The 13,347-nt window shown below is 70.5% G+C and carries 12 protein-coding genes; 3 read left to right on the forward strand and 9 right to left on the reverse strand.

From position 1 onward, the window contains the following. Window positions 1–50 precede the first annotated feature (50 nt). Window positions 51–983, forward strand: coding sequence for a helix-turn-helix transcriptional regulator (locus tag VGS97_RS24110; RefSeq protein ID WP_326855918.1), 933 nt, complete (start codon window positions 51–53; stop codon window positions 981–983). 57 nt (window positions 984–1,040) lie between these two features. Here the strand turns inward: VGS97_RS24110 and VGS97_RS24115 are convergent, their stop codons facing one another. The 8 genes from VGS97_RS24115 to hisI all read right to left on the reverse strand — a co-directional run bounded on the left by VGS97_RS24115 (window position 1,041) and on the right by hisI (window position 8,919). Beyond that, window positions 1,041–1,766: a DoxX family protein gene (locus VGS97_RS24115; RefSeq protein WP_326855919.1), complete on the reverse strand. Its 726-nt coding sequence runs from the start codon at window positions 1,764–1,766 to the stop codon at window positions 1,041–1,043. A gap of 103 nt (window positions 1,767–1,869) precedes the next feature. Further along, on the reverse strand, window positions 1,870–2,733 hold the full coding sequence (gene trpA, locus VGS97_RS24120) for a tryptophan synthase subunit alpha (RefSeq protein ID WP_326855920.1): 864 nt from the start codon (window positions 2,731–2,733) through the stop codon (window positions 1,870–1,872). A 7-nt stretch (window positions 2,734–2,740) separates the two neighbouring features. Then, a complete protein-coding gene (gene trpB, locus VGS97_RS24125; protein WP_326855921.1) occupies window positions 2,741–4,027 on the reverse strand; it encodes a tryptophan synthase subunit beta in 1,287 nt (428 codons plus the stop codon). A gap of 244 nt (window positions 4,028–4,271) precedes the next feature. Then, a complete protein-coding gene (gene trpC / locus VGS97_RS24130) occupies window positions 4,272–5,096 on the reverse strand; it encodes an indole-3-glycerol phosphate synthase TrpC (protein WP_326855922.1) in 825 nt (274 codons plus the stop codon). 238 nt (window positions 5,097–5,334) lie between these two features. Further along, window positions 5,335–5,730: a hypothetical protein gene (locus VGS97_RS24135; protein ID WP_326855923.1), complete on the reverse strand. Its 396-nt coding sequence runs from the start codon at window positions 5,728–5,730 to the stop codon at window positions 5,335–5,337. Between the two features lie 94 nt (window positions 5,731–5,824). Beyond that, entirely contained in the window at window positions 5,825–6,463 is a 639-nt protein-coding gene (locus VGS97_RS24140; RefSeq protein ID WP_326855924.1) for a TIGR02234 family membrane protein, read from the reverse strand. Between the two features lie 427 nt (window positions 6,464–6,890). After that, complete coding sequence (locus VGS97_RS24145; protein ID WP_326855925.1) at window positions 6,891–8,429, reverse strand: anthranilate synthase component I; 1,539 nt, start codon at window positions 8,427–8,429, stop codon at window positions 6,891–6,893. Window positions 8,430–8,514: 85 nt separating this feature from the next. Next, window positions 8,515–8,919 (reverse strand): phosphoribosyl-AMP cyclohydrolase, encoded by a 405-nt coding sequence (gene hisI, locus VGS97_RS24150; protein ID WP_326855926.1) that lies wholly within the window; start codon window positions 8,917–8,919, stop codon window positions 8,515–8,517. Window positions 8,920–8,992: 73 nt separating this feature from the next. On the opposite strand from hisI, the gene VGS97_RS24155 reads away from it, so the two are divergent. Both VGS97_RS24155 and VGS97_RS24160 read left to right on the forward strand, forming a co-directional pair. After that, the gene (locus VGS97_RS24155) at window positions 8,993–10,351 is read left to right on the forward strand and encodes a hypothetical protein (RefSeq protein WP_326855927.1); all 1,359 of its coding nucleotides are present in this window, start codon (window positions 8,993–8,995) and stop codon (window positions 10,349–10,351) included. Continuing rightward, window positions 10,348–11,535, forward strand: coding sequence for a hypothetical protein (locus VGS97_RS24160; RefSeq protein WP_326855928.1), 1,188 nt, complete (start codon window positions 10,348–10,350; stop codon window positions 11,533–11,535). Before VGS97_RS24155 ends, VGS97_RS24160 begins: the two co-directional genes overlap by 4 nt. On the opposite strand, the gene VGS97_RS24165 is transcribed toward VGS97_RS24160, so the two are convergent. Continuing rightward, window positions 11,536–13,347: ABC transporter ATP-binding protein (locus VGS97_RS24165; RefSeq protein WP_326855929.1), on the reverse strand; the 1,812-nt coding region annotated here is incomplete at its 5' end. It lies immediately after the preceding gene.

Raw genomic sequence — 13,347 nt, forward strand, 5'->3', positions numbered from 1 at the left:
TGAGCGCTGCCAATCATGGTCGAGCCGCGCGACGAAAGGATACCGAAGTAGTGTCAGACGAGCGTGAAGTGAAGTTCCAGGAAGTTCTGCGAAACCTGCTGGAGCGCTCGAAGGCGACTGTGACGCACAAGAAACTCGCCTCCGCGCTCGGCGTCAGCCCGACCACCGTGTCGCACTACGTCACAGGACGGATCAATCCCAGTTTCGACGCCCTGATCGGCATCTGCGTGTTTTTCAACGTCTCGCTGGATTACCTCGTCTTCGGCGAGCGCCCGCGCAAGACCGACTCGGGCGGCCGGCAGAACCTGCGCGCCGACGTGCTGCGCGCGCTGGCCGAGGCGAACAACTACAGCGGACGCCAGCGTGACCTGGTGCTGCGGGTCAGCCGCCTGCTGTTCACCGAGGTGGAGCGGATCGCGCAGGGGATGCTGGACAACCCGGAGAACTTCGGCCCGGCCGGTTTCATCTCCGACGAGGAGGCCATGGCGATCGAGTCGTGCGCCATCCACACCAAGATCATGATCCGCAGCGCCCCCGCCGACATCAAGATCGACGAGGATGGCGTGGGCCGGCCCGGCGACTACTACTACACGATGGTCGACAACCTCGCCGCCGGGCGCGGCTACCGGTTCATCTTCTACGGCAAGCGAGCCACCTACCTGCCCTACGTCCAGACTTACCGCAGCCTGCTGCTGCAAGGCGGGGTGGACCCGGCGGCGGTACACGAGAATCTCGAATTCCGCGTGCTGGACGCCGAACTGCCGACCGCCGTGGTGATCCACGAGCTGGACTTGGCGCAGCTACAGCGGCGCGAGCCGGTGCTCGGGGAACGCTTTTCGGACGACGGCATCGTCAACGGCGTCCTCGCCTACACCGCGGTGCGTCACCAGGACGCATTGGGTGGTGTCGTGCTGTACGGCGACTACCTGGAGTCGGCGGCTCGGATGTTCAAGCAGGATTGGAACCGGGCCACCGTGCTTTGACAAGGTGTAGACAAGGTGTATTGAACGAGCGTCACTGACGGGTTCTGGACGCGACTGTCAGCGGCGCGCGGGGCCGCCCTTGGCGGTGAAGCGGAGCGGTGCGGGGATGGCGAGCGGCGCGACGGGCTCGGGCACGATGGCGCCGTCGGCGGAGTACTTGCTCTCTGGCTTCCACAGCAGCCAGGCGACCGGGATGAGGTAGGCGATGTCGCGCAGGATGTCGAGGGTGTAACGAGTCTGGCCGGCCGCGACTTCGCTGCCGGCGCCGCCGCAGCCGCAGCTGATGTGGATGCCGCGGGCGCCTAGCGAGGCGATGCCGCCGATGTAGACCAGCAGCAGCACGGCGGAGAACGCGGCGACCAGCCGGGTGCCCAGCCCCGCGATGATCAGCAGGCCGAGGGCCAGCTCGACGTAGGGCTGGGCGTAGGCGAACGTGTCGACCAGGCCGGTGGGCAGGATTTGGAAGTTACGCACGGAGGCGGCGTTGACTTCCGGGGAGCCGAGCTTGGGCAGGCTGTAGTACAGCCACATGGCGCCCAGCGCGAGCCGGGCGACCAGGGAGATCCAGGGGGTGGCGGCCGCGAGTGCGGACCCGGAGCCCGACCCGGAGCCCGTGCCGGACACGGGCTCGGGCGAGGCGCCCTTTCGCGCAGGTCCGAGCCTGGACCCGGACCCGGGCCCAGACGTGCGTGCGTCCTCGGGCGAGGCGCTCTTCCGGCTGCTCGTGCCGCCTTGTCCGGCGCCACCGCCGTTCTTGGCCACCGTGCCTCGTTCCGCCGCCATCCCTGGTTCCCATCCCGTCTTCGCTCGTGGGTCCGCAACGCGACCGCTGATCCGCCGACCGCCCGCCATCGGTCGTATCGTTCCCAGTCGCGGTGAGGTTACCTCACGAACGCCCGGATCGGACACCTTCCGCGAGTTGTGCGGCGAGATCGCGCACTGCGGCCAGTCCCGCCGCCTCGTTGGAGGCTTCGAGCAGGCGGCGGACAAACGCCGAGCCGACGATCACACCATCGGCGAAACCGGCGACTTCGGCGGCCTGCTGCGCATTGGAGACGCCCAGGCCGACGCAGACCGGCACCGCGCTCGCCACGCGGGTGCGCTCGACGAGGTGGCGAGCTTCGGAGTTGACCGCGTCACGGGTTCCGGTCACGCCCATCAGGGACGCCGCGTAGACGAAGCCCTTGCAGGTTCGCGTGGTCAGCGCGATGCGCTCGTCGGTGGAGGACTGCGCGACCAGGAACACCCGGTCGAGCCCGTGCGCGTCGGAGGCGACGAGCCAGGGCTCTGCCTCTTCGGGGATCAGGTCGGGGGTGATCAGGCCCGCGCCGCCCGCGTCTGCGAATTCCTTGGCGAAACGTTCGACGCCGTAACGCTCGATGGGATTCCAGTACGTCATGACGAGCGTGGGTGCGCCGGTCTGCGCAATGGCCTCGACGGTGTGCAGGACGTCGGGGGTGTTGGTGCCCGCTTCGAGGGCCCGCTCGACGGCGCGCTGGATGACCGGCCCATCCATCTGCGGATCGGAGTACGGCAATCCGATCTCGACGATGTCGACGCCGCCCTCGATCATGGCGCGGATGGCGGCGATCCCGCCTTCGACGGAGGGATAGCCGGCGGGCAGGTACCCGATCAGGGCTGCGCGATTCTCGGCTTGGGCGGCGGCCAGGACTTCGGTGAGCTTGCTGGTGCTGGTGCCAGCGCTTGCGCTCGTACTCGTGCTTGCACCGGTGTTTGTGTCAGTGTTCATAGTCAGCTCAGGCTTCCTTACCACTGTTGGCGAAGCCGAAGTACGCAGCGGCGGTGTGCATGTCCTTGTCGCCGCGGCCGGAGAGGTTGATCAGGATGACGGGATCGCGGCCGAGTTCGGCGCGCAGGCGTGCGGCGACGCGTACGGCCCCTGCGACGGCGTGTGCCGATTCGATGGCCGGGATGATGCCCTCGGTGCGGCACAGCAACTGGAACGCCTGCATGGCCTCGTCGTCGGTGACAGCCTCGTACACGGCTCGGCCGGTGTCGTGCATCCACGCGTGCTCGGGGCCGACGGCGGGATAGTCGAGCCCTGCGGAGATGGAGTGGCTGGGCAGCGTCTGGCCGTACTCGTCCTGGAGCAGGTATGTGCGCGCGCCGTGCAGGACGCCGACCGCGCCGCCGGTGATCGAGGCGGCGTGCAGGCCTGATTCGATGCCTGAGCCGCCGGCTTCGAAACCGTAGAGGCGCACGCTTTCGTCGGGTACGAAGGCGTGGAACGCGCCGATCGCGTTCGAGCCGCCGCCGACGCAGGCGGCTACGGCGTCGGGCAGCGCGCCGGTCAGCTCAAGGGTCTGCTGCCGGGCCTCGGCGCCAAGGATGCGCACGAAGTCGCGCACCATGGCCGGAAACGGGTGCGGTCCGGCGGCGGTACCCAGCAGGTAGTGCGTGTGGTCCACGTTGGTCACCCAGTCGCGGATCGCCTCGTTGATGGCGTCCTTGAGGGTGCGCGAGCCGATGGCGACCGGGACGACCTCGGCGCCGAGCATGCGCATGCGGGCGACGTTGAGCGACTGGCGCCGGGTGTCCTCCTCACCCATGTACACCACGCATTCGAGGTCGAGCAGCGCGGCGGCGGTGGCCGTGGCCACGCCGTGCTGGCCGGCACCGGTCTCGGCGATGACGCGGCGCTTGCCCATGCGCTTGGTCAGCAGGGCCTGGCCGAGCACGTTGTTGATCTTGTGCGAGCCGGTGTGGTTGAGGTCCTCGCGCTTGAGCAGGAAGCGGGCGCCGCCGGTCTGTCCGGCCGTGGCCTCGGACAGGCGGCGGGCGTCGGTCAGCAGCGAGGGGCGGTTGGCGTAGGTGCGCAGCAGGGTGGAGAACTCGGCGTGGAAGGCCGGGTCGTTCTTCGATTTCTGGTACGCCTCGGTCAGCTCGGCGAGCGCGGCCATCAGCGCTTCGGGCATGAATCGGCCACCATGGCGGCCGTAGTGCCCGGCGTCGTCGGGCTGCGGGGAGGGTTGGGCGTAGGCGGCGGCGAAGAAGGCGTCGCCGAAGTGCACTGCATCGGTCATCGGAACGCTCCGAAATACGAAAATAGTGATCGCGTCATCGCGGGGGCGGGTCGGAGGCGTGGCGCGGACGGCCTATGGCTGCCGCGCACTGCGGTCGGAGGTCGGTGTGCCAGCGCGGCCGGGTTACGACCGCGGCTGAGTTACCGCCCGGACTGCCATCGACGGCCCGCCGGGGCATGCCGCCACCACGGCCGCCGCCGCGCCGGCGCTATCGGTTTCGGAGAGTCGTACACGACCGTGCCGCCTACTGTCGTCCGCGCCGCATCGCCGGGTGAGCACCGGCCGCCACCAGGTCGGCGACCGCGGCACGCGGGTCCTTGCCGGTGACCAGGGATTCGCCGACGAGGACCGCGTCGGCCCCCGAGTTGGCGTACTGGATCAGGTCGTGCGGGCCACGCACGCCGGATTCGGCGATGCGTACGACGTCGTCGGGAATCAGCGGTGCGAGGCGGGCGAAGGTGTTGCGGTCCACTTCGAGGGTCTTGAGGTTGCGGGCGTTGACGCCGATGATGCGGGCCCCCGCGTCCACGGCGCGGGAGACCTCCTGCTCGTCGTGCACCTCGACCAGCGGGGTCAGGCCGATCGACTCGGCCCGCTCGATCAGCGAGACCAGCGCGTCCTGTTCGAGGGCCGCGACGATCAGCAGCACGAGGTCGGCGCCGTGCGCGCGGGCCTCCCACAGCTGGTAGCTGGTGACGATGAAGTCCTTGCGCAGCACCGGGATGTCCACCCGGGCGCGCACCTCCTTGAGGTCCTGCAACGAGCCGCCGAAACGGCGCCCCTCGGTCAGCACGCTGATGACGCTCGCGCCGCCCTGCTCGTAGTCCCCGGCCAGCGCGGCCGGGTCGGCGATCGCGGCGAGCGCGCCCTTAGAGGGGCTGGACCGCTTCACCTCGGCGATGACCGCCACGCCCTCGCCGCGCAGCGCGCGCACCCCGTCCTGGGCCGAGGGCTGGGCCAGCGCCTTCGCCTTGACCTCGTCGAGGGGGATCTGGGTCTGGCGCTCGGCCAGGTCGGCGCGCACGCCCACGATGATCTCGTCGAGCACGTTCCGATTCGGTGTCGCCACCGCCACGTACCGTCCCCTCTGCCGGGGCGCCACACGGCGCCGTCTTGCCCAGCCATGCTATCCGCACCGGAGCGGTGCTCGGCGCCAAGATCCACTCAGGTGCCGGTACGCGCGCCGATCCGGGCCGCGGCCGGGGACGGTCCGCAGCCCGGATCGGGCGAGAGGTTTGCCGCAGGTCAGAGCGCAGTGCGGGCGGACTGCGGAGCAGTCGGGCCGTGCGATCAGACAGCAGTGTTATTCAGGCCGCCACGCGCTGGGCCGCGGCCTCGGCCTTGAGCTCGCCCCATACGTCGGGGCGGCCGAAGCCGGCGGCGTTGAGCGCCGGGACCGCGATCAGCGCGGCGATCTGGAAGACGCCGCCGATGATCGAGGCGGGGATCATCCAGAACGGGAACAGGACGCCGCCGATGAGGAACCCGGTCATGGAGAGGGTCACGCCGACCCAGCGGGCGACCGAGTGGCCGTGGTCGGCGTGCGGCATGGTGTTACCCGCCATGACGTTTCCGGCCGTGGACGAGCCGAGGATCGCCAGGCCCACCCCGGCGGCCTGCGCGAGCACGGAGTGGCCTTTCCGCGGCGCCTCCGGCGCGGCCTCGGCGGCTGCTTCCTGCGTGATCTCGGTGGCCTCGGACATGGGCTCGGTGACTCCTCGAAGTCGGCGACGGCTTGCCCGTCCATTGTGACTGATCGGCGGGACTGCTCCGGGAGCGGGGGACCGGTGGGCGGAGTCAGGCAGTGGGGTCGGTGCCGCGGTTGAGGGCGTCCCACAGGTCACGTGAGGTCGGCTCGGCGGTCGGCGCAGTGGATGCGGCGGATGGGACCGGCGATCCGGACTCCGCGGACGAGGCCGACGCGGCGGGGGCAGCCGCTTGGCGCTCGTAGCGGCTGGACAGGCCCGACCACGAGCGGCCGCGCATGAGGGTCAGCACGCCGGCGAGCGCGACCAGCACGCCACCTGCGATCGTGACGTACGGCCAGGCCGTGTTGTCCACCGGCCCGAGTTGCGCGGCACTCGCACCGAGTGTCTGTTCGGCGATCCTGGCCAGCTGCGTGCCGTCGAGCCGGCCGAGGTTCGCGGCGACCGCAGCGACGGTGCCGAAGCCCGCGCCGAGCAGCACCGCGCCGACCAGGTAGCGGCCGATCCGGCGCACTGCGAACAGCGCAATGGCTCCGGCGAGCGCAGCCAGGCCGAGCGCGTAGGGCAGCGGGGTCAAGCTGCTGCCGGTGGCCTGTACGGACAGGTGAACCGGCGTGGTGACGGCCGCAGAAGCCCAGCCGCGGCCGTCGGAGGCAAGCACCAGCGCGGCGCCGACGGCGGCCAACAGCGCGGCGGCGATCTTCTCTCGGGTGCCGGCTTTCGCGCTCATGCGGACATTTTCGCAAAGGGGGTGGACGGGAAACGGGCCGGGGGTGCGGTGAGCGGTGACTGGTGATCCGTAGCCGCACAGCGGGAACGGCTACAGCGGTACGGATGGCTAGGAGCCCGATGAAGATCTTGGAAATACGCCCGACTCATACCGGTTTATCCTGATCGATATTTGCTGGCGAACCAGAGCAAACCGGGCCGCCGGAGCAAGATTTCAATGCACTCCCAGCGCGCATTTGAGCTGTGGGCCGGATCAGGGCGTGGCGTTTGGCGCACGTTCGCAAGGCGGAGGGCCGTGCTCGGACTGGGGCCCGTGCACGGTGCGACAACGCGGCGGGCGTGCGCGACAGGCGACGCGACCCCGGCCACATAGCTCAAACAGGACTAGGACTCCGCTCGGACGGGCTAAGTACAACGGCCCGGACGGGCTACAGCGGCTTGAGCGTGTCGGCGGCGGCGATCGCCCGGAGCACGGCCATGGCCTTGTTTCGGCACTCGGCGTCCTCGGCGGCCGGGTCGGAGTCGGCCACGATGCCCGCGCCGGCCTGCACGTACGCGGTGCCGTCGCGCAGCAGCGCGGTGCGGATCGCGATGGCGGTGTCGGCGTTTCCGGCGAAGTCGAAGTATCCGACGCAGCCGCCGTACAGACCGCGGCGGGTCGGTTCGAGCTCGTCGATGATCTGCATGGCCCGGGGCTTCGGCGCGCCGGAGAGGGTTCCGGCCGGGAAGGCGGCCAGCAGGACGTCCAGGGCGGTGCGGCCGGGAGCCACCCGGCCGACGACCGTGGACACGATGTGCATCACGTGGCTGTAGCGCTCCACCGACATGAAGTCGACGACCTCGACCGTGCCCGGCGCGCTGACCCGGCCGAGGTCGTTGCGGCCGAGGTCCACGAGCATCAGATGCTCGGCGCGCTCCTTCGGGTCGGCCAGCAGTTCGGTGGCGAGCGCGGCGTCCTTCTCCAGGGTGACGCCGCGCGGGCGGGTGCCCGCGATCGGATGCAGCATCGCCTCGCCGTCGGTGACCTTGACCAGCGCCTCGGGCGAGGAGCCGACGACGTCGAAGCCCGCCGCGGCGCCGACGCCGGGGAAGCGGAACAGGTACATGTACGGGCTCGGATTCGTCGCGCGCAGCACCCGGTAGACGTCCAGAGCGGTGGCCCGGGTCGGCGCCTCGAAGCGCTGCGAGAGCACGATCTGGAACGCCTCGCCGGCGCGGATCTCCTCCTTGGCGGACTCGACCGCGGCCCGGTAGTCCTCACTGGTGCGGTTGCCGGTGAAGACGGGTGTCGCGGCGGCGGAGTGCGGCGGGGCGATGGTCGCGGGCCGCTGGTCGACCGGCCGGGCCAGGTCGGCGGTCATCGCGTCGAGCCGCGCGACGGCGCGGTGGTAGGCGCCGTCCACGCCGTCGGGGGTTCCGTTGTGGTTCATCGCGTTGGCGATCAACGTCACCGAGCCGTCGCCGTGGTCGAGCACGGCGAGGTCGCTGGCCAGCAGCAGGGTGAGTTCGGGCAGGCCGAGGTCGTCCTTGGCGTGGTCGCCGATCCGTTCGAGGCGGCGGACCGTGTCGTAGCCGAGGTAGCCGACGAAACCGCCGGTCAGCGGCGGCAGGTCGGCCCGGCTCGCGTCGTGCGGCGTGCGCAGGGCCTCCAGTGCGGCGGCGAGCACGTCGAGCGGCGCGCCCTCGCGCGCGATGCCGACCGGCGGGTCGCCGATCCAGTGCGCGGCGCCGTCCAGTTCGCTGAGCGCGAGTTCGCTGCGCACGCCGACGAAGGAGTAACGCGACCAGACGCCCTGCTCGGCCGATTCGAGCAGGAAGGTGCCGGGACGGTCGTCGGCGAGCTTGCGGTACAGGCCGATCGGGGTCTCGCCGTCGGCCAGGTATCGCCGGGTCACCGGAATGACCCGCCGGCCGGCCGTCAGGGCGCGGAAGGTGTCGAGATCCGGGATCGTCTCGCCTGTCGTCATGCGCGCCATCCTGCCATCAGTCGCGAAGCTTTCATCACCGCGTTCGCCGGCGGTTTTCGTCGGCGGCGCGCAAGTCGTGAAAGGTTCAGAGCAGCACGTCGTCGTCGAAGCAGGTGCGGGTGCCGGTGTGGCAGGCCGGGCCGGTCTGGTCGACGGCGAGCAGCACCGTGTCGCCGTCGCAGTCGAGGGCGACCGAGACGACCCGCTGGACGTGCCCGGAGGTCTCGCCCTTCACCCAGTACTCCTTGCGCGAGCGCGACCAGTACGTGGCGCGGCCGGTGGTGAGGGTGCGGTGCAGCGCCTCGTCGTCCATCCACGCCAGCATCAGCACTTCGCCCGTGTCGTGCTGCTGGGCGACGGCGGGTACCAGGCCGTCGGGTCCACGCTTGAGCCGCGCGGCGATCTTCGGGTCGAGCCCCGGCGGCGTCTGCGCCGAAGACCGCGCCGAAGGTCGGGGGTTCGCCGAGGACGGGGACGGTTCGTCGATCATGGCGCCATTGTCTCGCGGCCGATACCTTTTCCGGGATACCGCACCCTCCCCGAGACCGAGAGCAGTTCTAGCCGTGCCGGAACTCGTAGGTGACGAGCGCTTCGCCGAAGCGGCGCCGTCCGTCCAGCCGCAGGCCGAAGCGGACAACCACGGAGCGGACGACCACGCGGACGACCACACCGCGGACGCGTCGTCGGCACCCCTGACGCAGTCCTCGGATATGAGCGCCGAGGCGGCTGCCGACGCTCCGTACTCCGTCTGGGGCTCGGCGTTCCGGGCCGCGCTGGCGGCGTGGGTCGTCGCGCACATCGTCATCATCGCCGTCCAGGATCTCGCCCAACGCGTGACGCCCAAATACTCCGCGCAGATGCCCAACGGCCCCCAGATCTTCCACATGTTCAACCAGCTGTACACCTGGGACACCGCCTGGTACGCGGGCATCGCCCAGTACGGCTACCACGGTGTGGCGAGCGACGGGGTGCGCTTCTGGCCGCTGATGCCGCTGACGACGCGCGCGGTGGCGGCGACCGGCATCGGTGCGCTGACGGCGGTCCTGGTCGTCGCCTGGGCCGGCGCGCTGCTGTTCGGCATGCTGATGTACCGGCTGGCGCTGGCGGTCGGCGGGGACGCCGTCACCGCTCGGCGCGCCGCGTGGCTGAGCCAGCTCGCGCCGGGCGCGTTCGTGCTCGTCATGGGGTACACCGAGGCACTCGCGGGGGTGTTCGCCGCGGCGTACCTGATCGCGATCCGGCAGTCCGCGCGCCGGGCCAAGGGCTCGAATCCGGCGGACCAGGGCTCGATGAATCAGGGCTCGAACCGGCAGGTGTGGCTGTGGCACGCGGCCGGATTCCTGGCCGGGCTCGGCTCGGGGCTGGTGCGGCCGACCGGCCTGCTGCTCGCGGCCGCGGGCGGGATCGAGGTCCTGCGGCAGTGGCGCGATCCGAAGCGGCACCTGGCCGCCAGGGTCCTGGTCGCGATCTCGCCCCCGATGGGCACCGGGATCTATCTGCTGTGGAGCCACCACGTGTACGGCAACTACACGCTGCCGTACACGATCCAGAAGCTGGAGGGCCTGCGCGGCACCTACGCCGGGAACCCGCTCACCTCGGCGCTCGACTCGGTCAACCAGGTCGGCAACGGAGCCGGTGCGTTCACACTGGTGCTGGTGGTCACGTCGATAGGGCTGCTCGGGGCGTCCGTACGTAGGCTGCCGGTCTCGTACACAGTGTGGGCCGCGATCAGCCTGCTCGCGGCCATCACGGCTCCGCACTTCTCGTCCTTCGCGCGCTACTCGGCCGGTATCCTGCCGCTGTTGCTGGTGGCAGCGCTGATGACACGGGACTGGCGGCGGTGGGCGTGGGTGGTCGGGCTGTGCACCGCGCTGTGCGCCTACTTCGCGTACCAGTCCTTCATCGGAATCTACATCCCTTGACACTAGCTGCCGGCGAGAGAGCCACCACTACCGAGGACGAACGGCTTCCAGTACCGGGCACCACCCGCTGGGCCTGGCTGCGCGAGGGGCTGTGGGCGACGCTTCCGGCGTGGCTCGCGGCGCGGGTGCTGGTCGGCGGCATGTCGTGGTATCTAGACCGGGCGCATCCACTCGGCAAGCTGTTCATGTGGGACACCGAGTGGTACCTGCTCATCGCGAAGCAGGGATACGACCGTCCCGGCATCCTGATCCACTTCTTCCCGGCGACTTCGCTCGGCGCGGCGGGGCTCGCCACGATCACCCGGCTGCCGACGAGCATCGCCTTGTTCGCGTTCTGCTGGATGTTCGCGCTCTTGTTCGGCGCGCTCGTGCACCGCGCGGTCGTGCGCGAGACCGGCGACCACGGCGCCGCGCGGCGGGCCGCATGGCTGACGCAGCTCGCGCCGGGGGCGTTCGCGCTCGTCATGGGCTACACCGAGCCGCTGGCCGGGGCGCTGGCGGTGGGCTACTTCCTGGCGCTGCGCGGCAGCTCTCCCGGACAGACCAGCCGTCTCACGGCGTCGCGAACGTGGACGGCGGCCGCGCTGGGCTTCCTCAGCGGGATGGCGCGACCGATCGGCGTGCTGCTCGCCGTCCCCGGCGCGGTCGAAGGGCTGCGCGATGCGCGCCGCGCCGACTGGAGCAGATCCGCCGTGGCGAGGGCAGCGGTCGCTGCGGCGGCGCCGGCAGCCGGACTGGCGACGTTCCTGGCGTACTCGCGCGTGCGGTATGGCAGCTGGCTGCTGCCGTACACGCAGCAGACCGCGAAGTTGGACCGCGGCGGGATCATGGGCAACCCGCTCGGCATCCTGCGGCACGTCTGGCGCCACGATCCCCGTCACCACGGCCACGAAGTGGCGACGATGGCGGTCATACTGATCGTCTGCTTCGTGGCGCTGCTGCCGACGCTGCTGCGGCGGCTGCCGATCTCGTACGCGGCGTGGACGGTCCCGTCCCTGCTGTTGGCGGTCGGTTCGAAGGACTTCACCTCACTGCCGAGGTATCTCGGTGCGCTGTTCCCGTGCCTGATGGCGGCCGCGCTGGTCACGCGCCGCCGCCGGCAGTGGGCGGCAGTTCTCGCGCTGAGCAGCACGTTGCTGCTCTGGACCACGTACCTCGTCTTCAAGGACTACACAGTTGCCTGATCACACAGTGGCCTGATTCCGGGTCCAGGAGGCGTGCAGCCGCGCGTAGACGCCGCCACGTGCCACCAGTTCGTGATGCGGCCCGGATTCGACCAGCCGGCCGGCATCGAAGACCAGCACCTCGTCCGCCGCCTGCGCGGTCGAGAGGCGGTGCGCGATCGCCACGGTCGTGCGGCCGCGTGTCAGCTCGTCCAGGGCGCGCTGGATCCGCAGTTCGGTCGCCGGGTCGACGGCCGAGGTCGCTTCGTCGAGCAGCAGCAGATCCGGGTCCGCGATGTACGCGCGGGCAAGCGCGACGAGTTGCCGCTCCCCCGCCGACAGCGACTCGCCGCGCTGGCCGACGCGGGTCGCTGCGCCATCCGGCAGACCGGCGAGCCAGTCGCCGAGGCCGAGCCGGTCGAAGGCTCGGACGACGTCGGTCTCGTCGGCCTCGGGGGCGCCGTAACGCACGTTGTCGGCGATCGTGCCGTCGAACAGGAAGCCGTCCTGAGGGACCATCACCACGCGGCGGCGCAGCTCGGTGAACGCGATGCGGCGCAGGTCGACGCCGTTGACCAGCACCCGGCCGTCGAGCGGGTCCATCAGCCGGGTCAGCAGCTTGGCGAAGGTGGTCTTGCCCGATCCGGTCTCGCCGACCACCGCGATGCGAGCTCTCGCCGAAATCATCACATTGACGTCACGCAGCACCGGCGGACCGGTCGGGTAGGCGAAGCCGACGGATTCGAACTCGATGCCGACCGGGCCGGCGGGCAGCGCTTCAGCGGTGCCGGTCGAGCCAGGGCCGCCCGAAACGGTGCCGGGCGGAGCAGTGCTGCCTGAAACGGTGCTGCGCGAGACTGTGCTGCCCGAGACTGTGCGGTCCGAAGTGGTGCCGTCCGAAGCGGTGCCGCGCGCGCCGGGGTCGGGCACGTCGGGTTCGGTCTCAAGCAGGCCGATCACCCGGCGCCAGCCCGAGATGGCGTTCTGCGCCTCGTTGAGGACCTCGACGCCCCATTGCACCGGGGTGATGAACAGCGAGACGAGGAACAGCATCGCGACCAGCCGCCCGGCGGTGACGTGCCCGCCGACGCCGAGCATGACGCCTACGACCACGACGCCCGCGTTGGCCAGCCCGGCGGCGATCTCTCCGGCGCTGAAGGTGGTGACGACGATGGTCTGCGCGTGCACCTGCGCCGCACGCGTGGCCTCCACGGCCTCGTTGATCCGCGCGCCGGTGCGCTCCTCGATTCCGTACGCGCGCACCACCGGCGCGCCTACCAGCGACTCGCTGACGGCGCCGAGCATCTGGCCGATCGAGCGGCGGACCACGCCGAAGCGTTCGCCGGTGCGTCGCTGCATCAGGCGCATCGTGGCGAACAGCGGCAGGAAGCAGAGCCAGACCAGCACGGTCAGCTGCCAGGAGTAGGCCGCCATGACGACGGTGGCCAGGAACATCTGGGCGACGCTGACGAACAGGGTCAGGCCGCCCTCCTGGATGAAGTTGGTGATGGTGTCCACGTCGGAGGTGACCCTGGAGACCAGCGCGCCACGCTGCTCGGCCTGCTGGTGCAGCACGGACAGTTCGTGCACGTGCCGGAACGCCTTGATCCGCAGGGTGGCCAGGCCGGACTCGCTGGCCTGGTAGAGCCGCCGGTTCATCACGGTGGCGGCCAGCGCGGTGACCGCGACGGCGAGGGCGGCGAGCAGCGCCATGACGCGTACCTCGCCGACGTCCACACCGCCCGGCGCGTCGAAGCCGTTGTCCACGGCCTGCTGCACCGCGATCGGGATGACGATGCGGCCGGTCGTGGCGATCACCGCGAGCAGCATCGT

The organism is Actinocrinis sp. (genome assembly GCF_035946395.1).
GTDB lineage: Bacteria > Actinomycetota > Actinomycetes > Streptomycetales > Catenulisporaceae > Actinocrinis.